The 22139-nt window shown below is 65.9% G+C and carries 21 protein-coding genes; 17 read left to right on the top strand and 4 right to left on the bottom strand.

Translation table 11 applies throughout. The features are described from left to right. The first annotated feature begins 106 nt into the window (after positions 1-106). From ndk to AC4OR5_RS04185, 12 genes are all read left to right on the top strand, one after another. The gene (gene ndk, locus AC4OR5_RS04240; protein WP_003092811.1) at positions 107-538 is read left to right on the top strand and encodes a nucleoside-diphosphate kinase; all 432 of its coding nucleotides are present in this window, start codon (positions 107-109) and stop codon (positions 536-538) included. Between the two features lie 24 nt (positions 539-562). Then, positions 563-1702: a dual-specificity RNA methyltransferase RlmN gene (gene rlmN / locus AC4OR5_RS04235; RefSeq protein ID WP_003092809.1), complete on the top strand. Its 1140-nt coding sequence runs from the start codon at positions 563-565 to the stop codon at positions 1700-1702. A 17-nt stretch (positions 1703-1719) separates the two neighbouring features. Beyond that, on the top strand, positions 1720-2478 hold the full coding sequence (pilF, locus tag AC4OR5_RS04230; RefSeq protein WP_003092804.1) for a type 4a pilus biogenesis protein PilF: 759 nt from the start codon (positions 1720-1722) through the stop codon (positions 2476-2478). Then, positions 2475-3518 (top strand): RodZ domain-containing protein, encoded by a 1044-nt coding sequence (locus AC4OR5_RS04225; protein ID WP_033940974.1) that lies wholly within the window; start codon positions 2475-2477, stop codon positions 3516-3518. The genes pilF and AC4OR5_RS04225 overlap by 4 nt, the downstream gene beginning before the upstream one ends. Continuing rightward, entirely contained in the window at positions 3515-4630 is a 1116-nt protein-coding gene (ispG, locus tag AC4OR5_RS04220; protein ID WP_003092800.1) for a flavodoxin-dependent (E)-4-hydroxy-3-methylbut-2-enyl-diphosphate synthase, read from the top strand. The genes AC4OR5_RS04225 and ispG overlap by 4 nt, the downstream gene beginning before the upstream one ends. Before the next feature lie 18 nt (positions 4631-4648). After that, positions 4649-5938 (top strand): histidine--tRNA ligase, encoded by a 1290-nt coding sequence (hisS, locus tag AC4OR5_RS04215; protein WP_003092797.1) that lies wholly within the window; start codon positions 4649-4651, stop codon positions 5936-5938. A 26-nt stretch (positions 5939-5964) separates the two neighbouring features. Further along, positions 5965-6609 carry a YfgM family protein gene (locus tag AC4OR5_RS04210; RefSeq protein WP_003137855.1) on the top strand — a complete coding sequence of 215 codons (645 nt, stop codon included), beginning with the start codon at positions 5965-5967 and terminating at the stop codon, positions 6607-6609. 1 nt (position 6610) lies between these two features. Next, positions 6611-7753, top strand: a complete 1143-nt coding sequence (gene bamB / locus AC4OR5_RS04205; protein WP_003092789.1) for an outer membrane protein assembly factor BamB — start codon at positions 6611-6613, stop codon at positions 7751-7753. A 77-nt stretch (positions 7754-7830) separates the two neighbouring features. Continuing rightward, positions 7831-9312 carry a ribosome biogenesis GTPase Der gene (der, locus tag AC4OR5_RS04200; protein ID WP_003092786.1) on the top strand — a complete coding sequence of 494 codons (1482 nt, stop codon included), beginning with the start codon at positions 7831-7833 and terminating at the stop codon, positions 9310-9312. A gap of 296 nt (positions 9313-9608) precedes the next feature. Beyond that, positions 9609-10757, top strand: a complete 1149-nt coding sequence (locus AC4OR5_RS04195) for a pyridoxal phosphate-dependent aminotransferase (RefSeq protein ID WP_058160177.1) — start codon at positions 9609-9611, stop codon at positions 10755-10757. Further along, positions 10745-11539, top strand: a complete 795-nt coding sequence (locus AC4OR5_RS04190) for an amidohydrolase (RefSeq protein ID WP_003092781.1) — start codon at positions 10745-10747, stop codon at positions 11537-11539. Before AC4OR5_RS04195 ends, AC4OR5_RS04190 begins: the two co-directional genes overlap by 13 nt. 133 nt (positions 11540-11672) lie before the next feature. Next, positions 11673-12260, top strand: coding sequence for a YidB family protein (locus AC4OR5_RS04185; protein ID WP_003129788.1), 588 nt, complete (start codon positions 11673-11675; stop codon positions 12258-12260). A gap of 87 nt (positions 12261-12347) precedes the next feature. Here the strand turns inward: AC4OR5_RS04185 and AC4OR5_RS04180 are convergent, their stop codons facing one another. Further along, positions 12348-13298 carry an aldo/keto reductase gene (locus tag AC4OR5_RS04180; RefSeq protein WP_057385493.1) on the bottom strand — a complete coding sequence of 317 codons (951 nt, stop codon included), beginning with the start codon at positions 13296-13298 and terminating at the stop codon, positions 12348-12350. A gap of 180 nt (positions 13299-13478) precedes the next feature. On the opposite strand from AC4OR5_RS04180, the gene AC4OR5_RS04175 reads away from it, so the two are divergent. Both AC4OR5_RS04175 and AC4OR5_RS04170 read left to right on the top strand, forming a co-directional pair. After that, entirely contained in the window at positions 13479-13934 is a 456-nt protein-coding gene (locus AC4OR5_RS04175) for a hypothetical protein (RefSeq protein WP_003092773.1), read from the top strand. Positions 13935-13987: 53 nt separating this feature from the next. Continuing rightward, the gene (locus tag AC4OR5_RS04170) at positions 13988-14320 is read left to right on the top strand and encodes a DUF5629 family protein (protein ID WP_003092770.1); all 333 of its coding nucleotides are present in this window, start codon (positions 13988-13990) and stop codon (positions 14318-14320) included. Positions 14321-14389: 69 nt separating this feature from the next. On the opposite strand, the gene leuA is transcribed toward AC4OR5_RS04170, so the two are convergent. Then, on the bottom strand, positions 14390-16060 hold the full coding sequence (gene leuA / locus AC4OR5_RS04165; RefSeq protein ID WP_003092766.1) for a 2-isopropylmalate synthase: 1671 nt from the start codon (positions 16058-16060) through the stop codon (positions 14390-14392). Between the two features lie 479 nt (positions 16061-16539). Here leuA and AC4OR5_RS04160 point away from each other — a divergent pair, with 479 nt between their 5' ends. From AC4OR5_RS04160 to AC4OR5_RS04150, 3 genes are all read left to right on the top strand, one after another. Beyond that, positions 16540-17001: a DUF2946 domain-containing protein gene (locus tag AC4OR5_RS04160; RefSeq protein ID WP_031638738.1), complete on the top strand. Its 462-nt coding sequence runs from the start codon at positions 16540-16542 to the stop codon at positions 16999-17001. A gap of 120 nt (positions 17002-17121) precedes the next feature. Beyond that, positions 17122-19293, top strand: a complete 2172-nt coding sequence (locus tag AC4OR5_RS04155; protein ID WP_116271231.1) for a TonB-dependent copper receptor — start codon at positions 17122-17124, stop codon at positions 19291-19293. Between the two features lie 64 nt (positions 19294-19357). After that, entirely contained in the window at positions 19358-20773 is a 1416-nt protein-coding gene (locus AC4OR5_RS04150; protein WP_058160178.1) for a PepSY-associated TM helix domain-containing protein, read from the top strand. A gap of 17 nt (positions 20774-20790) precedes the next feature. Here the strand turns inward: AC4OR5_RS04150 and AC4OR5_RS04145 are convergent, their stop codons facing one another. Next, complete coding sequence (locus AC4OR5_RS04145) at positions 20791-21186, bottom strand: DUF4345 domain-containing protein (RefSeq protein WP_058160179.1); 396 nt, start codon at positions 21184-21186, stop codon at positions 20791-20793. Positions 21187-21271: 85 nt separating this feature from the next. Beyond that, entirely contained in the window at positions 21272-22120 is an 849-nt protein-coding gene (locus AC4OR5_RS04140; RefSeq protein ID WP_003092745.1) for a M23 family metallopeptidase, read from the bottom strand. Between the last annotated feature and the right edge of the window lie 19 nt (positions 22121-22139).

Below are 22139 nucleotides of genomic sequence, written 5' to 3'. Positions count from 1 at the left end.
TCCGGCCCTTTCGGGCCGTTTTCGTCAGCGTCCTGAACGAATCACGGCGTCCCGCCCCGCTGGCGGGGCCGCCCATGCTAGACAACCTTGTTTCGGAGTTTTACCAATGGCACTGCAACGCACCCTGTCCATCATCAAGCCGGACGCCGTTTCCAAGAACGTGATCGGCGAAATCCTGACCCGCTTCGAGAAAGCCGGCCTGCGCGTCGTCGCCGCTAAAATGGTTCAGCTGTCCGAGCGTGAAGCCGGCGGCTTCTATGCCGAGCACAAAGAGCGCCCGTTCTTCAAGGACCTGGTTTCCTTCATGACTTCCGGTCCGGTTGTAGTCCAGGTCCTGGAAGGCGAGGACGCCATCGCCAAGAACCGCGAGCTGATGGGCGCCACCGATCCGAAGAAAGCCGACGCCGGTACCATCCGCGCCGACTTCGCCGTCTCCATCGACGAGAACGCCGTCCACGGTTCCGATTCCGAAGCTTCCGCCGCTCGCGAGATCGCCTACTTCTTCGCGGCTACCGAAGTCTGCGAGCGCATTCGCTGATCGAGCGTGGGTGAGGGTGAAGCCATGACAACGACCACCGCCGGCAAGGTGAACCTGCTGGGCCTGACCCAGCCGCAGCTGGAACAGTTCTTCGAGTCCATCGGCGAGAAGCGTTTCCGGGCCGGCCAGGTCATGAAGTGGATTCACCACTTTGGCGTCGACGATTTCGACGCCATGACCAACGTCGGCAAGGCCTTGCGCGAAAAGCTCAAGGCCTCAGCCGAGATACGCGGTCCCGAGATCGTCAGCCAGGACATCTCCGCCGACGGCACCCGCAAGTGGGTGGTCCGGGTGGCGTCCGGCAGTTGCGTCGAGACCGTGTACATCCCCCAGGGCGGACGCGGCACCCTGTGCGTGTCTTCCCAGGCGGGCTGCGCCCTGGATTGCAGTTTCTGCTCCACCGGCAAGCAGGGTTTCAACAGCGACCTCACCGCCGCCGAGGTGATCGGCCAGGTGTGGATCGCCAACAAGTCGTTCGGTACCGTTCCGGCCAAGATCGACCGCGCCATCACCAATGTCGTGATGATGGGCATGGGCGAGCCGCTGCTGAACTTCGACAACGTGGTCGCCGCCATGAACATCATGATGGACGACCTCGGCTACGGTATTTCCAAGCGCAAGGTGACCCTGTCCACCTCCGGCGTGGTGCCGATGATCGACAAGCTCGGCGAGGTGATCGACGTGTCCCTGGCCCTGTCGCTGCACGCACCGAACGACGAGTTGCGCAACAAGCTGGTGCCGATCAACAAGAAGTATCCGCTGGGCATGCTGCTGGATGCCTGCCGCCGGTATATTTCCCGGCTCGGCGAGAAGCGCGTGCTGACCGTCGAGTACACCCTGCTCAAGGATGTCAACGATCAGCCCGAGCATGCTGAGCAGATGATCGCATTGCTGAAAGACACGCCTTGCAAGATCAACCTGATTCCGTTTAATCCATTCCCGCACTCCGGCTACGAGCGCCCGAGCAACAATGCCATCCGGCGTTTCCAGGACATGTTGCACAAGGGCGGTTTCAACGTGACCGTGCGTACCACCCGCGGCGACGACATCGACGCGGCCTGTGGCCAGCTGGTCGGCCAGGTCATGGATCGTACCCGCCGGAGCGAACGTTATATTGCCGTGCGCCAACTGGCCGAGTCCGAGTCGGCGGCGAATCGAAATTGAGTGAGAGGAGGGTTCCGATGACTGTACGCGCCGCGCTGGTGTTCCTGTTGGCAGTTGGGCTGACAGGCTGCGTGACGAGCGGAGATCAGAATCCCCTGAAAACCGACAAGGGCCGTGACGAGGCGCGCGATGCCTATATCCAGCTCGGCCTCGGCTATCTCCAGCGGGGGAACACCGAGCAGGCCAAGGTGCCGCTGCGCAAGGCCCTCGAGATCGACCCTTCCAGCGCCGACGCGCATGCCGCGCTGGCGGTGGTATTCCAGACCGAGATGGAGCCCAAGCTGGCCGACGAGGAGTACCGCAAGGCGCTCGCCAGCGATAGCCGCAATGCCCGGGTACTGAACAACTACGGCGGTTTCCTCTACGAGCAGAAGCGCTACGAGGAGGCCTACCAGCGTCTCCTGGAGGCCAGCCAGGACACCCTCTATCCCGAGCGCTCGCGGGTCTTCGAGAACCTCGGCCTGGTTTCGCTGCAAATGAAGAAACCGGCCCAGGCCAAGGAGTACTTCGAGAAATCCCTGCGTCTGAACCGTAACCAGCCCAGCGTCGCGCTGGAGATGGCCGACCTGCTCTACAAGGAGCGCGAGTACGTGCCGGCTCGCCAGTACTATGATCTCTTTGCCCAGGGCGGCGGGCAGAACGCCCGCAGCCTGTTGCTGGGCATTCGTCTCGCGAAGGTCTTCGAGGACCGCGACACGGCCGCCAGCTATGGCCTGCAGTTGAAACGCCTGTACCCAGGCTCTCCCGAATATCAGGAATTCCAGGCGGAAAAATGATGAAAGCGCCGCAGCCCGAAGTCGTAGCCACCGCTTCCCGTCAGAACCCCGGGGAAACCCTGCGCCAGGCGCGCGAGCAGAAGGGCTTGTCGTTGTCGCAGGTGGCCGGGCAACTGAACCTGACCGAGAATTCGCTGCGTCAGCTGGAAAACGGCGCGTTCGACAAGCTGCCGGGGCACACCTTCTCGCGCGGCTACATCCGCGCCTACGCCAAGCTCATGGGCCTCGACCAGGCCGAGCTGGTCAACAGCTTCGACCATTTCACCGGCACCAATGCCAGCGGCAGCACCGTACAGAGTCTGGGACGGGTCGCCGAGCCGGTGCGCCTGTCGCGCAACGTGCTGCGCATCGTCAGCCTGTTGCTGCTCGCCCTGCTGATCGGCTTCGGCTACTTCTGGTGGCAGGAACATTCCGCGCGCACGCCGGAGACCGCCGGCCTGAGCCTCGAGCATGTCGAAGTGGAAAGCGCCGACGGCACTACCGAGATCCATACCCTGGACGAGCCTGAAGACCAGGCGGTGATCGAAGCGCAGAAGGAGGGCGAGCAAGCGCCCGCCGAGGTTGCTCCGGAAGTCGCCGCCCAGGCCGAGGGTTCGCCGCCGGCGGCGAGCGAGGGTACGCAGGCTCCCGCCGCTCCGGCCCAGGGCACCCCCGCCGCGCCCCAGCAGCCCGTTACCGCTGCGCCTGCCGGCACGGCTCCCGCTCCCGGTACTGCTCCAGCCGTTCCGGCGACGGCCAGCCCGGCCGCCCCGCCAGCGCCGAGCGAACCTGCCGCCGCGCCCGTGGTGGCCGGCGAGGGCCAGGGGGTGGTCAAGGTACAGTTCGTCGCCGATTGCTGGACCCAGGTCACCGACGCCAACGGCAAGGTCCTGGTCAGCGCGCTGAAGCGCAAGGGCGACAGCCTGGAGTTGGCCGGCAAGGCCCCGCTGGAGCTGCGCCTCGGTTTCGCTCGCGGCGCCCAGGTCAGCTACAACGGCCAGCCGGTGGACGTGACCCCCTTCGTCCGCGGCGAAACGGCCCGTCTGAAGGTAGGACAATGAGCATTCATAGCGCTTCTCCGATCATTCGCCGCAAGTCTCGGAAAATCTGGGTCGGCAACGTTCCGGTGGGCGGCGATGCGCCGATCGCCGTGCAGAGCATGACCAACACCGAGACCTGCGACGTCGCTGCCACCGTCGCGCAGATCCGCCGCCTGGAAGATGCCGGCGCGGACATCGTGCGGGTTTCCGTCCCCGACATGGACGCCGCCGAGGCATTCGGCAAGATCAAGCAGCAGGTCAACGTGCCGCTGGTCGCCGACATCCACTTCGACTATCGCATCGCCCTGCGCGTCGCCGAGCTGGGAGTGGACTGCCTGCGCATCAATCCGGGCAACATCGGTCGCGAGGACCGGGTCAAGGCCGTGGTCGACGCCGCGCGCGAGCGCAACATCCCGATCCGTATCGGCGTCAATGCCGGTTCGCTGGAAAAGGACCTGCAGAAGAAATACGGCGAACCGACCCCGGAAGCCCTGCTCGAATCGGCCATGCGACACGTCGATCATCTCGACAAGCTGGACTTCCAGAACTTCAAGGTCAGCGTCAAGGCCTCCGACGTCTTCATGGCCGTCGCCGCCTATCGCCTGCTGGCCAGGCAGATCGAGCAGCCCCTGCACCTGGGCATCACCGAGGCCGGCGGCCTGCGCTCCGGCACGGTGAAGTCGGCGGTGGGGCTGGGCATGCTCCTGGCCGAGGGAATCGGCGACACCATCCGGATTTCCCTGGCTGCCGATCCGGTCGAGGAGATCAAGGTCGGTTTCGACATCCTCAAGTCCCTGCACCTGCGCTCCCGTGGCATCAACTTCATCGCCTGCCCGAGCTGTTCGCGGCAGAACTTCGACGTGGTGAAGACCATGAACGAGCTGGAAGGGCGCCTGGAGGACCTGCTGGTGCCGATGGACGTGGCCGTGATCGGTTGCGTCGTCAACGGTCCGGGCGAAGCCAAGGAGGCCCATGTCGGCCTCACCGGCGGCACTCCGAACCTGGTGTATATCGACGGCAAGCCGTCGCAGAAACTGACCAACGACAACCTGGTGGACGAGCTGGAACGGCTGATCCGCCAGAAGGCGGCCGAGAAGGCCGAGGCCGATGCGAGCCTGATCGCCCGCGGCTGACCCGTTTAAGGACCCTACGTGAGCAAGTCCCTGCAAGCCATTCGTGGCATGAACGACATCCTGCCGGAACAGACTCCGGCCTGGCGCTATCTGGAACGCACCTTCGCCGGCCTGCTGGACGGTTACGGCTACAGCGAGATCCGCCTGCCCATCCTCGAGTTCACCGAACTCTTCGCCCGCGGCATCGGCGAAGGCACCGACGTGGTCGACAAGGAGATGTACACCTTCCTCGACCGCAACGGCGAATCCCTGACCATGCGTCCGGAAGGTACCGCCGGTTGCGTGCGCGCCGTGCTGGAGCACGGCCTGAGCGGCGGTGGCCAGGTGCAGAAGCTCTGGTACACCGGGCCGATGTTCCGTTACGAGAAACCGCAGAAAGGTCGCTACCGGCAGTTCCACCAGATCGGCGTGGAAGTCTTCAACCTGCCCGGTCCGGACATCGACGCCGAGTTGATCATCCTCACCTGGCGCCTGTGGCAGAAGCTCGGCATGGCCGACGCGGTGACCCTGCAGCTCAACACCCTCGGCTCCAGCGAGGCCCGCGCACGCTATCGCGAGGCCCTGGTGGCCTATCTGCAGGAGCGCTTCGAGCAACTCGACGAAGACAGCCAGCGGCGCATGACCACCAATCCGCTGCGAATCCTCGACAGCAAGGTGGAGAGCACCCAGGCGTTGCTGGTCGGCGCGCCGACCCTGCACGACTATCTCGACGAAGAATCGATCGCCCACTTCGAGGGTCTCAAGGCCCGCCTGGATGCTGTCGGACTGCGCTATGAAATCAACCAGAAGCTGGTGCGCGGCCTGGACTATTACTGCCGCACGGCTTTCGAGTGGGTCACCGACAAGCTTGGCGCCCAGGGCACCGTTTGCGGCGGTGGCCGCTACGACGGGCTGGTCAGCCAGTTCGGCGGCAAGCCGACCCCGGGTGTCGGTTTCGCCATGGGCGTGGAACGCCTGGTGCTGCTGCTGGAGACCTTGGGGGTGATCCCCGCCGAACTGAACCGTCCGGCCGACCTCTACGTCTGCGCCTTCGGAGAACCGGCCGAGCTGGCCGCCCTGACCCTGGCCGAACAGTTGCGCAGCGCCATTCCCGGCATACGCCTGCTGGTCAACGCCGGCGCCGGTAGCTTCAAGAGCCAGTTCAAGAAGGCCGACAAGAGCGGCGCGCGCTTTGCCCTGATCCTCGGGGAGGACGAGGTGGCCAATCGCGTGGTAGGTTTCAAGCCCCTGCGTGACGAGGGCGAGCAACAAAGCATTGCCTGGGATGCTCTGCCCGAGCACCTGGCAGCCTGTCTGGCACAGGCTTGAGAACATAAAGAATAGGAGTGATTGGGGTGACATCGCGTACCGAAGACGAAGACCTGGCGCAGATCAAGGACTGGTGGCAGCGCAACGGCAAGCCCCTGGTCACCGGCGGCATCCTCGCGCTGGCAGTGGTATTCGGCTGGCAGGCCTGGCAGAAGTACCAGACCAACCAGGCGCAGGGCGCCTCGATCGTCTACCAGCAACTGATCGAAACCGCGCTGAATCCGGCCGGCCAGCCGGATCCGGCGAAGGTGGCGGAGCTGGCCGGCAAGCTGAAGAGCGAGTTCGGCGGCACCCATTATGCCCAGTACGGCAGCCTGTTCGTGGCCAAGGTCGCGGTCGACAGCGGCAAGCTGGATGACGCCGTTGCCGAGTTGAAGGCGGTCATGGACAAGCCGGCCGACGCCACCCTCGGCGAACTGGCGCGGCAGCGCCTGGCCCGGGTCCTGGCGGCCCAGGGCAAGGTCGAGGAAGGCCTGAAGCTGCTCGATGGCGACGCCGACAAGGCCTACGTCTCTACCCGCGAGGAGCTCAAGGGCGACCTGCTGGTGCAGCTCAAGCGCACCGACGAGGCACGCGCGGCCTACGAGAAAGCCAAGCAGTCGCTGCCCGAAGACGGTGCCGGCGATGCCCTGCAGATCAAGCTCGACGACCTGTCCAAGGGAGAGGCCTGAGATGGTGCAATGGAAACACGCGGCGCTGCTCGCCCTGGCCCTGGCGGTCGTGGGTTGCAGCAGCAACAGCAAGAAGGAACTCCCACCCGCCGAACTGACCGACTTCAAAGAGGAAGTCGTGTTGAGCAAGCAGTGGAGCCGCTCGGTCGGTGATGGCCAGGGCGACCTGTACAACCTGCTCGAACCGGCCGTCGATGGTTCCACCATCTACGCCGCGTCCGCCGAAGGGCGGGTGATGGCGATCCAGCGCGAGACCGGCGACGTGCTCTGGAAGAAGGACCTGGAACGTCCGGTTTCCGGCGGTGTCGGCGTTGGCTACGGCCTGGTGCTGGTGGGTACCCTGCGCGGTGACGTGATCGCCCTCGACGAAGCCACCGGCAAGAAGAAGTGGACCAAGCGAGTCAACAGCGAAGTGCTGTCGGCGCCGGCCACCAACGGCGACGTGGTGGTGGTGCAGACCCAGGACGACAAGCTGATCGGCCTCGATGCGGCCAGCGGCGACCAGCGCTGGATCTACGAAAGCACCGTGCCGGTGCTGACCCTGCGCGGCACCGGCGCGCCGCTGATCGCCGGCAACATGGCCCTGGCTGGCCTGGCCAGCGGCAAGGTGGTGGCGGTCGACGTACAGCGCGGCCTGCCGATCTGGGAGCAGCGGGTAGCGATTCCCCAGGGGCGTTCCGAACTGGATCGCGTGGTGGACATCGACGGCGGCCTCCTGCTGTCCGGCGACACCCTCTACGTGGTCAGCTACCAGGGCCGTGCCGCGGCGCTGGACGTGAACAGCGGCCGCCTGCTCTGGCAGCGCGAAGCGTCGAGCTACGTCGGCGTCGCCGAAGGCTTCGGCAATATCTACGTCAGCCAGGCCAGCGGTTCGGTGGAAGGCCTGGATTCGCGCGGCGCCTCTTCGCTGTGGAACAACGACGCCCTGGCGCGTCGCCAACTGTCGGCTCCGGCGGTATTCTCCAGCAACGTGGTGGTCGGCGACCTGGAAGGCTACGTGCACCTGCTGAGCCAGGTGGACGGTCGCTTCGTCGGTCGCGAGCGGGTCGACAGCGATGGCGTGCGGGTTCGTCCGCTGGTGGTCGGGAGCTGGATGTACGTGTTCGGCAACGGTGGCAAGCTCGTCGCCTACACCATCCGCTAGACTGGGTTTCAAGTGTCCGGCCGCTGCCGTCCGACGTCAGCGGCCTTTGTGTTTTCTGAATTCTCGTGGAGAGCCGCATGGTTCCCGTTATTGCCCTGGTGGGTCGCCCGAACGTCGGCAAGTCCACTCTGTTCAACCGCCTGACCAAGTCGCGCGACGCCATCGTGGCGGAGTACGCAGGCCTGACCCGCGATCGCCAGTACGGCGAGGCGCGCTGGCAGGGCCGCACCTATATCGTCATCGATACCGGAGGCATCTCCGGCGATGAGGAAGGCATCGATGCGAAAATGGCCGAGCAATCGTTGCAGGCCATCGAGGAGGCGGATGCCGTCCTGTTCCTGGTCGATTCGCGCGCCGGCATGACCGCCGCCGACCAGATGATCGCCGAGCACCTGCGCAAGCGGAACAAGCGCAGCTTCCTGATCGCCAACAAGGTCGACACCATCGATCCCGATCTCGCTCGCGCCGAGTTCAGCCCGCTGGGCCTGGGCGATGCGCTGCCGATCGCCGCCGCCCACGGTCGCGGCATCAACCATATGCTGCAGGAAGCCCTGGGGATCTTCCCCAAGGACAACGCGGAGGAAGAAGGCGAGGGCGAGCCGGCGAGCGAAGAGGTCGCCGAAGGCGAGGAACCGACCCGGATTCCCGGTCCCAGCGAGAAGGACGGGATCAAGATCGCCATCATCGGCCGGCCCAACGTGGGCAAGTCGACCCTGGTCAACCGCATGCTCGGCGAAGAGCGGGTGATCGTCTACGACCAGGCCGGCACCACCCGCGACAGCATCTACATCCCGTTCGAGCGCAACGAGGAGAAGTACACCCTGATCGACACCGCTGGCGTGCGGCGTCGCGGCAAGATCTTCGAGGCGGTGGAAAAGTTCTCGGTGGTGAAGACCCTCCAGGCGATCCAGGACGCCAACGTGGTGATCTTCGTCATGGACGCCCGCGAAGGGGTGGTCGAGCACGACCTCAACCTGCTCGGCTTCGTCCTCGAGACCGGCCGTGCCCTGGTCATCGCCCTGAACAAGTGGGATGGCATGGAGGCGGCCGAGCGTGACTACGTGAAGACCGAACTGGAGCGGCGCCTGCTGTTCGTCGACTTCGCCGACATCCATTTCATTTCGGCCCTGCATGGCACCGGCGTCGGCCATCTCTACAAGTCGGTCCAGGAGTCCTTCCGTTCGGCGGTGACCCGCTGGCCGACCAGCCGCCTGACCAGCATCCTCGAGGACGCCGTGCAGGTGCACCAGCCGCCGATGGTCAACGGTCGCCGGATCAAGCTGCGCTACGCCCACCTGGGCGGCGCCAACCCGCCGCTGATCGTGATCCACGGCAACCAGGTGGACGCGGTGCCGAAGGCCTATACCCGCTACCTGGAGAAGACCTACCGGCGGGTATTGAAGTTGGTCGGTACGCCGATCCGCATCGAGTACAAGGGCGGCGAGAACCCCTACGAGGGCAAGAAGAACTCGCTGACCGCGCGCCAGGTCAACAAGAAGCGCCGGCTGATGTCGCACCACAAGAAAGCCGAGAAGAAGAAGAAGGACAAGCGCCGCTGAGGGTGGCGTTTCCTTCGTCGAAAGGCCCGGCGGGTATCCCTGTCGGGCCTTTTTCATTGGCCGCGGCTGTAGAGCCAGGCCGCCGGCGTTGACCGCCGATGCCCTGTCGTGGCGACGAATGATCGCGAGGCGGTTGTTCGTCCTGCGCCATGGCCTGGCGCATATTCCCCTCTGACCTGAAGCGGCCACGGTTTTTTCTAAGGCGTGCCCCTGCAGCGTCGCTCCCGGATCGGCTATCCTGCCCTGCCACCCGTCTGGCCGGGCTGTCGTCCGGCGAGTCTCTGCAGGAAGTCCCGATGATTCAGAGCAAGCTGCCGAATGTCGGCACCACCATCTTCACCCGCATGTCGCAACTGGCCGCCGAGTGTGGCGCGATCAACCTCTCCCAGGGCTTTCCCGATTTCGACGGTCCGCCGGAGCTGCGCGAGGCGGTAGGCCGGCATATCGCCGCCGGGCACAACCAGTACGCGCCGATGACCGGCTTGCCGGCCCTGCGCGAGCAGGTGGCGAAGAAGATCGAGCAGTTCTATGGACGCCGGGTGAGCGCCGACAGCGAGGTGACCATCACGCCGGGGGCGACCGAGGCGATCTTCAGCGCGATCCAGGCGCTGGTCCATCCGGGCGACGAAGTGGTGGTACTCGACCCGTCCTACGACAGCTACGAACCCTCCGTGCAACTCGCCGGCGGGCGTTGCGTGCACGTGCCGCTGGCGCTGCCGGACTTCTCCATCGACTGGCAGCGCATGGCCGAGGCCATCGGGCCGCGTACCCGGCTGGTCATCATCAATACCCCGCACAACCCCAGCGGCGCGCTGATCAACCGCGAGGAACTGGACCGCCTGGCCGCGCTGATTCGCGACCGGGATATCTACCTGATCAGCGACGAGGTTTACGAGCACCTGGTGTTCGACGGTGTCGCCCATACCAGCGTGCTGTCCCACGACGAGTTGTATCCGCGCTCCTTCGTGGTCAGCTCGTTCGGCAAGACCTACCACGTCACCGGCTGGAAGACCGGCTACGTGGTCGCGCCGCCGATGCTCAGCGCGGAGCTGCGCAAGGTCCACCAGTACGTCAACTTCTGTGGCGTCACGCCGCTGCAATGGGCATTGGCGGACTACATGGCCGGCCATCCCGAACATTTGCGGCAATTGCCCGGTTTCTACCAGGCCAAGCGCGACCTGTTCTGCGACCTGCTGCTGGACTCTCGCTTCCGTTTCACCCGTGCGCCGGGCACCTACTTCCAGTGCGTGGACTATTCGGCCGTCCGTCCGGACCTGGACGACGTGGCCATGGCCGAGTGGCTGACCCGCGAACACGGAGTGGCGGCGATCCCGGTTTCGGTGTTTTATGAAAAGGCGCCGGACGCCATGCGGCTGGTCCGGTTCTGTTACGCCAAACGCGAGGAGACGCTGCGTCAGGCAGCGGAAAAGCTATGCGCGATCTGACGGTTCTGCCGGACCTGGACATCGCCCTGGTCCAATCCTCCCTGGCCTGGCACGACGCCCAGGCCAACCGCGAGCATTTCGCCGCCCTGCTGGAGAGCGCCGCCGGCGCCGACCTGGTGGTCCTCCCGGAGATGTTCACCACGGGTTTCAGCATGGCTTCGGCCGAGCAGGCCGAGCCCGAGCTGGGGCCGACCCATGCCTGGCTGCTGGAGCAGGCCCGGCGCCTTGGTGCGGTGGTCACCGGCAGCCTGATCGTCCAGCTCGCCGACGGCAGCCATCGCAACCGCCTGCTCTGGGCGCGTCCGGACGGCGAGATGCTGCACTACGACAAGCGCCATCTGTTCCGCATGGCCGGCGAACACGAGCACTACAGTCCCGGCGAACGCCAGGAACTGTTCGAACTCAAGGGCTGGCGGGTGCGCCCGTTGATCTGCTACGACCTGCGTTTCCCGGTGTGGAGCCGCGACCCGCACGACACTGACCTGTTGCTCTACACCGCCAACTGGCCCGCGCCTCGTCGACAGCACTGGAACCGCCTGCTGCCGGCGCGGGCGATCGAGAACCTTTGCTACGTGGTGGCGGTGAACCGTATCGGCGAAGACGGCAACGCCTTGCGCTACGCTGGGGATAGCCAGGTCCTGGACTTCCAGGGCGACAGCCTGTTCAACGCGGCGGACGCCGACGGCGTGTTCCGCGTCCGGCTGGACGCGGCGGCACTGGCGGCCTATCGCCAGCGTTTCCCGGCCTACATGGACGCGGATCGCTTCGAAATCCATCCTTGAGTGCCGGAACGTCCGCTTCCGGTCGATGTCCGAGGCCATGACCCGGCGCTGCGCATGATGGCGCAGTGCCGGGAATGGAGTTACCCGTATCCCGCGGCGCCGCGCCGTGGGCATCAGATCAGGAGGAAGACCAATGGGACTGCTCGATTCGATTCTCGGTTCGGCGCTGGGTGGCTCTGAAGGACAGGGAGGTGCTCGCGATCCGAAAGTGGCCCTGTTGATCGGGCTGGTGACCATGCTGATGTCGCGCCAGGGCGGTGCGGCACAGGGCGGTGGCGATGGCGGTGGTCTGCTCGGTTCGCTGGGCAGCATCCTTGGTGGCGCCGGCGGCGGGGCTGCGAGCGGCGGGCTGGGTGGCGTCCTCGGCGATCTGCTCGGTGGCGCCGCGGGCGGTGCCGGGCAGGCGGCGCCGGGCGTGGAGGCCGGCTCCCTGGGCGGACTCGGCGGGTTGTTCCAGATGCTCCAGAACGCAGGCCTGGGCGATGCCCTGAATTCCTGGATCGGCGCTGGGCCGAACCAGTCGGTGTCGGCGGCGGACATTTCCCGCGCCTTCGGCGACGGTCAGTTGCAGCAACTGGCGGACTCCGCCGGAGTCAGCCAGGGCGAGGCGGCCGAACACCTGAGCAGCCTGCTGCCGGAACTGGTCAACAAGCTGACGCCGGACGGCCAGGCGCCGCAGGGCGACCTGGACATCGGTTCGCTGCTGGCGCGCTTCAGCTAAGGCTTTCCCGTCGATGCGGGGCGGATAGCCGCGATACGGTTATCCGCTCTACGCAACGGGGCGAGGCCGCCCTCGACGGCAGGTCGGTCAATAGGCGCTGGCGCTGTCCAGGCGGTGGATCGCCTGTTCGTCGAGCTTCAGGTGGGTGGCGGCGATCAGGTCGTCGAGCTGTTCCAGGCTGGTGGCGCTGGCGATCGGCGCGGTCACCGTCGGGCGAGCGATGAGCCAGGCCAGGGCGACCTGGGTCGGGTTGGCGTTGTACTGCTCGGCCACTTCGTCGAGCGCCGCGAGGATGGCCACGCCGCGCTCGTTGAGATAACCCTTCACCTTCTCCCCCCGGGCTCGCCCGGCGGTGTCGGCCTGGCTGCGGTACTTGCCGCTGAGGAAGCCGCTGGCCAGCGAGTAGTAGCTGATCACCCCGATACCGAGTTCTTCCACTGTCGGCTCCAGGTTGGTCTCGTAGTCGGCGCGATCGTACAGGTTGTATTCGGGTTGCAGGCTCTGGTAGCTCGGCAGGTGGAGCCGGGCGCTGACCTGGCGTGCCTCGAGGAGGCGCCGGGCGTCGTAGTTGGAGGCGCCGATGACCCGCACCTTGCCTTTCTTGATCAGTTCGCCATAGGTGGAAAGGGTTTCCTCCAGGTCGGTGTGGGGATCGTCGGTGTGCGACTGGTAGAGGTCCAGGTAGTCGGTCTGCAGGCGTCGTAGCGAGCGCTCCAGGGCCTGCTCGATATAGGCGGCGGAGAGGCCTTTGTGGCCATTGCCCATGTCCATCCCGACCTTGCTGGCGATCACCACGCGGTCGCGTTTGCCGTTGCGTTTCAGCCACTTGCCGATGAGGGTTTCCGACTCGCCGCCCTGGTGCCCGGGAACCCAGCGCGAATAGACGTCGGCGGTGTCGATGCAGTTCAGGCCGGCGTCGAGCAGGGCGTCCAGCAGCCTGAAGGAGGTGCTTTCGTCGGCAGTCCAGCCGAAGACGTTGCCGCCAAATACCAGTGCCGGTATCTCCAGGCCGGAGTTGCCGAGTTTGCGTGTGGTCATGCGTCATCCCTCCTGAGTGCGGTCCTGTGTGGGCGCTTTCGTTCGCACGTCTTGCTGTGACTCCCGGCGGGCGCGGAATGTTCAGCCGGCGCGCGGCGTCCTATAGACTCTGCCGGTTGCCGGGATTTTCCAATGCCGGCCCTGGTAAAGCTTCAGTAAAGATCCGCAGGGAGCACACGCATGAACAGCGACACCGAGAATCCGTTCCGCCCGCCGGAGGCCCGCCTGGACGAGCCTGACGCCACCCATGTCGAGCCGTTGTACAGGCTTTCCGCGATCGGTCTGGGTACCTTCATCGGCACGCCCCTGGCCGGCGCCTTCCTCGCGGCGGTGAATCTCCGTCGCCTGGGACGGGCGCAGGAAGTCGGGAAAACCTGGCTGGTCGGCCTCGGTCTGTTCGTCCTGCTGCCGGTCCTGGGCGCGATACTGCCGGAGAACATCCCCTCGATCGGCTTCACGGTGGCGCAGATATTCGGCATGGTCTACTACGCCAAATCAGCCTTCGGTCCGGCCCTGGACAGCCACAAGGCAGCGGGCGGAGCGTTCATTTCCAACTGGCGGGCGGCGGGGATCGGCCTGCTGTTCATGTTGGTGGTCCTGTCGGTAGCGATCCCGGTGGTGATGCTGGTGGTGTGAGGGGCAGCCCGCGCTTTGCCTTATCATGAGTTCTTTATCCGCGATGACTGGCCATGACTACACAACGCTACCTGCTCGATGAACTGGAAACCGCCGACATGCTCGAGATCGACGGTCTGCACGCCTGGCGCTTCGAACTCAACGAGAACCTGCTGGACCAGGCGGACCTGGCGGCGGAAGCCGACCAGCCGTTCGCCAGCGAAGACTGGGTGCTGGCGGTGGAAAGCCTGGATGGACGCACCCGTCGCGAGTGGCGTTTTTCCTACAACGCGGTGATGGAAGCCGAGCCCCAGGCCGATGGCGAGTCCTGGCGCCTGACCACAGGGGAGGGGGCGTACCAGCTCCGTTGCCTGGGAGCGGTCAGCGCCAGCGGCGAGGATGAGTGAAGCGACTCAGCTGAAAGATGCCCATGAAAAAAGGGAGCCGCCTGGCTCCCTTTTTTCCTTCCGTGCCGGTCAGGCCGCCTTGGCCTCGGCCTGGGTCACCGCGCGGTTCAGCGCGCTGAACAGGGCGCGGAAGCTGGCGGTGGTGATGTTCTCGTCGATGCCGATGCCGTGCAGCGGGCGCTGGCCCTCCAGGCGGATCTCGATATAGGCCGCGGCCTTGGCATTGGCGCCGGCGCCGATGGCGTGCTCATGGTAGTCCATGATTTCCGCCTTGACCGGCAGGGCGGCCACCAAGGCTTCCAGCGGTCCCTTGCCGATCCCGCGCCAGTGCTGCTTCTCGCCGTCGAAGGAGACTTCCAGGTCGACGGCGCTGGTGCCGTTCTCTTCCTGCAGGCGATGGCTGGCGAGGACGTAGGGCGAGGTCGCCTTGAGGTATTCGTTTTCCAGCAGCGAGTAGATCTGTTGTGCGGTCATTTCCAGGCCGAGACGGTCGGTCTCGCCTTGCACTACCTGGCTGAACTCGATCTGCATGCGCCGCGGCAGGCTGATGCCGTACTCCTGTTCGAGCAGGAAGGTGATGCCGCCCTTGCCGGACTGGCTGTTGACCCGGATCACCGCTTCGTAGTCGCGGCCGATGTCGGCCGGATCGATCGGCAGGTATGGCACTTCCCAGATCGCGTCTTCCTTCTGCTGGGCGAAGCCCTTGCGAATGGCATCCTGGTGCGAGCCGGAGAAAGCGGTATGGACCAGGTCGCCGACATATGGATGGCGCGGGTGGACCGGCAACTGGTTGCACTCTTCGACCACCTTGCGCACCGCGTCGATGTCGGAGAAGTCCAGTTGCGGATGCAGGCCCTGGGTGTACATGTTCAAGGCCAGGGTCACCAGGTCGACGTTGCCGGTACGCTCGCCGTTGCCGAACAGGCAACCTTCGACGCGGTCGGCGCCGGCCATCAGGCCCAGCTCGGTGGCGGCCACGCCGGTGCCACGGTCGTTGTGGGTGTGCAGGCTGATGATCACGCTGTCACGCTTGTCGACGTGGCGGCCGAACCATTCGATCTGGTCGGCGTAGACGTTCGGCGTGGCGCACTCCACGGTGGCCGGCAGGTTGAGGATGATCTTGTTGTCCGGGGTCGGTTGCCAGACGTCGATCACCGCGTTGCAGACCTCCACCGAGAACTCCAGCTCGGTAGAGCTGAAGATTTCCGGCGAGTACTGGAACGACCACTGGGTATCCGGTTGCTCGGCGGCCAGCTTCTTGATCAGTTTCGCGGCGTTGGTGGCGATGTCCACGACGCCCTGCTTGTCCTGGTTGAAGACGATGCGGCGGAACGACGGGGCGGTGGCGTTGTAGACGTGGACGATGGCCTTCTTCGCCCCGCGCAGGGATTCGAAGGTGCGGGTGATCAGGTCTTCGCGGGCCTGGGTCAGCACCTGGATGGTGACGTCGTCCGGGATGTGGTTGCCTTCGATCAACTCGCGGACGAAGTTGAAGTCGGTATCGGAAGCCGACGGGAAGGCCACTTCGATCTGCTTCAGGCCGACCTGCACCAAGGTCTTGAAGAATCGCATCTTCTTCGCCGCGTCCATCGGTTCGATCAGCGACTGGTTGCCGTCGCGCAGGTCGGAACTGCACCAGATCGGCACCTCGGTGATGGTCTTCGACGGCCAGGTGCGGTCGGGCAGATTGATGGCCGGGAATGGGCGGTATTTCTGCGAAGGGTCTTTCAACATGCTCATGGGGCTAATCCTTTGGAGTCGGTTCCTGGGCCGGCGGGGCCAGGCGAACGCAGTGACGAGATGAAGAGAAGCGTCGCTCAGCCACGCAGTCGCGGGCTGACCAGGCACAGGCAGGCGTGTTGGCGGAGCAGGATGAGGGTGTGTGGTGTTTTCATGCGTACCACACTAGTGAGACTGCATTTGAATGGCAAGCATTAAAGGAAAATTAGTAGAATTTCCTATTTGTGCGGCTTTTGTGGGTTTTTATTCTTTCCCGGCGGTGAAAGCTTGTCCTCGATTGCGCCGCCGGCACGCTCTCCGCAACGGAAAATTCTGCGGCCCCATGCCGCAGAAGAGCCAGCCGCCCTTGTGCGATCATTTCGTTCCCCGTGCCTGGGGCGTATAACGACAGGCGCATTCTTCTTTTCGGCATGACCCGGCGCGAGCGGCCATCCGGCCCGCTACGCGGTGGTCTTCATTCAAGACGGCGGGAGTCGCAGGTGGCGACCACTCTGAAACGACAAGGCATCGGTGCATGGCTGGCTCTGTTCGCCATGCTGATGATCTTCGTCGGGCCGTTGATCTCCCAGTCGATGCCGATGGACCACCCGATGCCGATGGGCGTGGGGATGGGCCACGAAGGCATGTCCCACGAGCACATGGACCATGGCGACATGGCCCATGCCGGCTGTTCCGATGCCCAGCGCTCCGTCGTCCATGCCGGCATGCCGGGGATGGGCGGCGAGGAAGGCAATCGCCTGGCCAGCGACGTGCTCTGGGAGAAGTGCGGTTATTGCAGCCTGTTGTTCCACAGCCCGCCGCTCACCGAAGACGCCTGCCTGGCGCTGTTCTCCGTTCCCTTCGCGACGGCGCCCGCCGTCGCTTTCCTGAACGAGGCGTTCGTCGCCTCGCCGGTGTTTCCCGGCGCCCGTACCCGTGCGCCGCCGTTCCTGATCGGCTGACCTCTTTCAATCCGATAGCCGCCGCTTCCTGGGGGCACCGGCGCGTCTTCGCCGCGCCGGTGACGCGAGCCTGGCCGGGTGCCTGCTCGCCGTGGGGGCGGGGCGGAAGTCACATAGATCATGGAAAAACGTATGTCTACTCAACAACGAGCGGCCGGCAACGCCTGCCCGACCGCCGCTTTCAGCTTCGACCCTGCCCGTCTCGCACAACGCCGCCGCTGGGCGGGAGCCTTCGCCGCACTGTGCGGCCTGGCCCTGTCTCCGTCGGCGCTCCTGGCCGAGGAGCACTCCCAGCACCAGGATCACGCCGTGGAGCTGGCGCCGAGAGTGGTCACCGGAGTCGCCCAGAGTTCGCCGCTGACCATCGTCACCAATCCCAAGGAGCCGCGCCAACCGGTGCCGGCCAGCGATGGGGCCGACTACCTGAAGACCATTCCCGGCTTCGCGGTGATCCGCAACGGCGGCAGCAACGGCGACCCGGTGCTGCGCGGGATGTTCGGTTCGCGCCTGAACATCCTCACCAACGGCGGCATGATGCTCGGTGCCTGTCCGAACCGGATGGACGCGCCGACCTCCTACATCTCGCCGGAAACCTACGACAAGCTCACCGTGATCAAGGGCCCGCAGACGGTGCTCTGGGGGCCGGGCGCGTCGGCCGGGACGATCCTCTTCGAGCGTGAGCCGGAGCGCTTCGGCGAACTCGGCTCGCGGGTCAACGCCAGCCTGCTGGCCGGCTCCAATGGCCGCTTCGACAAGGTGCTGGACGCTGCCGCCGGCAACCGGCTCGGCTACCTGCGCTTCACCGGCAACCACGCGCAGTCCGACGATTACGAGGACGGCGCCGGGAATACCGTGCCGTCGCGCTGGAAGAAGTGGAACGGCGACGTCGCGGTCGGCTGGACCCCCGACGAGGACACCCTGATCGAACTCACCGCCGGCAAGGGCGACGGCGAGGCACGTTACGCCGGGCGCGGCATGGATGGCTCGCAGTTCAAGCGCGAAAGCCTGGGCCTGCGCTTCGTCAAATCGAACGTCAGCGATGTGCTGGAGAAGGTCGAGGCACAGGTCTACTACAACTACGCCGACCACATCATGGACAACTTCCGCCTGCGCACTCCCGACCCGTCCAGCATGATGCCCATGCCGATGGCGTCCCAGGTGGACCGACGCACCCTCGGCGGTCGCCTGGCGGCCACCTGGCGCTGGGACGACTTCAAGCTGGTCACCGGGGTCGACGCCATGCGCAACGAGCACCGCGCGCGCGGCTCCAAGTACGACATGATGACCGACTACTACACCGACGCCGACCAGTTCCCCTGGAGCAAGGACGCGGTGTTCCACAACTACGGGGCGTTCGGCGAACTGACCTGGTTCGCCGCCGAGCGCGACCGGCTGATCGGCGGGTTGCGCCTGGACCGCGCCTCGGTCAAGGACTACCGGCAGACCCTGAAGTCCGGGCACATGGGCCACGCCATGGCCAACCCGACGGCCAACGACACCCGCGCCGATACCCTGCCCAGCGGCTTCGTGCGCTACGAGCACGACCTCGCCGACTCGCCGACCACCCTCTACGCCGGCCTCGGCCATGCCGAGCGCTTCCCCGACTACTGGGAGCTGTTCTCGCCCAAGCGCGGGCCGAACGGGTCGGTCAACGCCTTCGACAAGATCAAGCCGGAAAAGACCACCCAGCTCGACTTCGGCCTCCAGTACAACGGCGACAAGCTGCAGGCCTGGGCCTCCGGCTACGTCGGGGTGGTCCAGGACTTCATCCTGTTCAGCTATCGCGAGGGCATGATGGGCTCCTCGACCCAGGCGACCAACGTCGACGCGCGGATCATGGGCGGCGAGCTGGGCGCTTCCTACCAGCTCACCGGCAACTGGAAGACCGACGCCAGCCTGGCCTATGCCTGGGGCAAGAACAGCTCGGACGACCGCGCGCTGCCGCAGATCCCGCCGCTGGAAGCGCGCTTCGGCCTGACCTACGAGGAAGGTGACTGGAGTGCCGGCAGCCTGTGGCGGGTGGTCGCGCCGCAGAATCGCATCGCCAGGGACCAGGGCAACGTGGTCGGCAAGGACTTCGACAAGAGCGCCGGCTTCGGCGTCTTCTCGCTCAACGGCGCCTACCGGGTGACTCGCAACGTCAAGCTGAGCGCCGGTGTCGATAACCTGTTCGACAAGGATTACACCGAGCACCTGAACAAGGCCGGCGACGCCGGCTTCGGTTTCTCCGCCAACGAAACGGTTCCAGAGCCGGGCCGGACCTTCTGGACCAAGGTCGACTTCAGCTTCTGAACCTTCAACGAGGCCCCGTCCAGCGGGGCCCGCCTTGCCTACGTGCGCTCCGATGAGGTGATCCATGCAATCGAACGAAAAGAACGGCCGTGACTTCTACGCGCTGGCCTGGCGCTGGCATTTCTACGCTGGCCTGTTCGTCGCGCCCTTCATGATCCTGCTGGCGCTGACCGGAATCGTCTACCTGTTCAAGCCGCAACTGGATGCGCTGCTCTATCCGCAACTGCTGCGGGTCGAGGCCGGTGCGCAGATGCGCAGCGCGGACCAGTTGCTCGCCGGGGTGCGCCAGGCGCACCCGCAGGCCGCCGTCAGCCAGTACCTGCCGCCGAGCGAGGCGGGGCGCAGCGCGCAATTCGTGATTGGCGAAGAGGGCAGGCAATGGAACCTCTTCGTCGATCCCTACAGCGGACGCGAACTCGGCCGCCAGGATGCGCAACTGAATCTCCAGGCGGTGGCCCGGGCACTGCATGGCGAGCTGATGGTCGGGACCGTCGGCGACCGGCTGATCGAGCTGGCCGCCGGCTGGGGCATCGTCCTGGTGGTCTCCGGTCTCTACCTGTGGTGGCCGCGCGGGCGGGCGGCGAGCGCGCTGTTCTGGCCGCGCCTGCACCTGCGCGGACGACCGCTGTGGCGCGATTTACATGTGGTCGCCGGTTTCTGGGGCAGCCTGCTGTTGTTGTTCATGCTGCTCAGCGGGATGACCTGGACCGGCTACTGGGGCAAGCAGTTCGCCGATGTCTGGAACCGCTTCCCGGCGGCGATGTGGAACGATGTGCCGACCTCCGACATGCAGGCCGGTAGCCTCAACAGCGCGTCGCGCCAGCAGGTGCCCTGGCCGCTGGAGAACACTCCGCTGCCGCGCTCGCAGCCGCCGGCGGCCGACGCCCATGCCGAGCATCGCGGGCACTCCGCCCAGGCCGGGCACGCGATGCCGGTGGACATGCCGATGCCGGCGGGCATCCCTCTGCAAAGGGTGGTGGATATCGCTCGCGAGCGCGGCGTGGCGGCGGGTTACGGGATCGCCCTGCCGAGCGGGATGGAGGGGGTCTACACGATTTCCGTGTTCCCCGACGATCCGCGCCACGACGCCACCCTGCACATCGACCAGTACAGCGGCAAGGTTCTCGCCGACGTGCGTTGGCAGGACTACAACGCGGTGGCGAGGAGCGTGCAGATGGGTGTCGTGCTGCACGAAGGCAAGCTCTTCGGCCTGGGCAACCAGTTGCTGATGCTCGCGGTCTGCCTGGCGATCCTGCTCAGCTCGGCGAGCGGCCTGTGGATCTGGTGGAAGCGCAAGCCGGCCGGACGCCTTGGCGTGCCGCCGCTGCGCCACGAGCTGCCGCGCTGGAAGACCGGCATCGCCATCATGCTGGCGCTGGGCGTGGCCTTCCCGTTGGTGGGGGCCTCGCTCCTGCTGGTCTGGGCGCTGGACTGGCTGGTGCTGTCGCGGCTGCCGGCGGTTCGCCGGGTCCTGGCCTGAGACCTGCTGCCCGGCGCTCAGTCGAGGTCGAGCTGGCGGGTCTTCCAGAGTGCCGCCAGCAACAGCATGCAGAGCAGCGCCTCGGCGCCGAGCCAGAGGAAGGTGGTTAGCGCCGGCGAGGCGTCGATCAGCACACCGTAGAGACGCGCCGCGCCGCCGCTGGCGATCACCGCCAGGGCGGCGAGCAGGCCGAGCACCAGGTAGCGGGGGCGCAGGGCGGCATAGCCGAGCAGCAGGCCGATGCCGAAGCTGGTGCCGCCGTAGCTGGCGCGCAGGTCGGTGAGGGCGGCGGGGGTGAGCGGTTCGCCGCTGGTGAGCAGGGAGGCGAGCGGGCCGGGGAAGAAGACGAAGCCCAGGCCGAGGACCACGAACAGTGCCGAGCACAGCCAGAGCAGGCGAAGCGGGTGAGTCATGCGGTGTCTCCCTTGGTCATGAAAGGGGCGCATCGACGCGGCCCCTGTTCCTTCTGACCTCAGCCGGCGCCGCGTTGCTCACTTCTCAGGGCTGGAAGGCACCGATGAAGATCGCCGGGTCGACCCGCGCGTCGTTCAGGCTGACGTTCCAGTGCATGTGCGGTCCGGTGGCCCTGCCGGTGGCGCCGACCTTGCCGAGTACGCCGCCGCGCGGCACCTGCTGGCCGAGCTTCACGTCGATCTTCGACAGGTGGCAGAACATGCTGATGAAGCCCTGGCCATGGTCGACGAACACCGTCTTGCCATTGAAGAAGTAGTCGCCGATGAGGATCACCTTGCCGGCCGCCGGCGCCTTGATCGGCGTACCGGCCGGTACCGCGAAGTCTAGACCGGAATGCGGGTTGCGCTCTTCGCCGTTGAAGAAGCGGCGCAGGCCGAAGGGGCTGGAGAGCGGACCGTCGACCGGCTTGTCGAGCATCAGGTTGCTGGGCAGGCCGGGACTGAAGCGGCGGTAGGCGGCGGTCTGCTCGGCGAGTTCGCGCTCGATGCGCTTGAGGTCTTCCGGCAGCGGATTGACCTGGCGCTTGTTCTTCAGGGTGATGCGCTGCTCGCGGTAGTGCTTGCTGCCGACGCTGAAGCGTTCCTCGTGGTTGCCGGTCGCCGCCCGCACTTCCAGCTTCTGCGGGCCGGGCTTGGTGCTCAGCGGGATGCCGACCACGGCGATCCAGCGGCGGCCTTCCTCGCGCACCACCAGCACCGGCTTGCCCTGGTAGAAGGCCCGCGGCGGCGGGCCTTCCTCGCCGAGGTCGACCACCGCCACCCCGCCGGGCACCGGCTTGTTCAGCAGGCGCATGATGAAGCTGTCGGCCTGGGCGGGCAGGGCGCAGAAAGCGGCGAGCAACAGCGTGGAAACGAAGGCTAGGGTGCGGGGCATCGGCTTCTCGACTCGTCGG

It is taken from the genome of Pseudomonas sp. YA1, from assembly GCF_058680555.1.
Note: the sequence above shows the minus strand (reverse complement) of the source record. Positions and strands in the feature narration are given on the sequence as shown.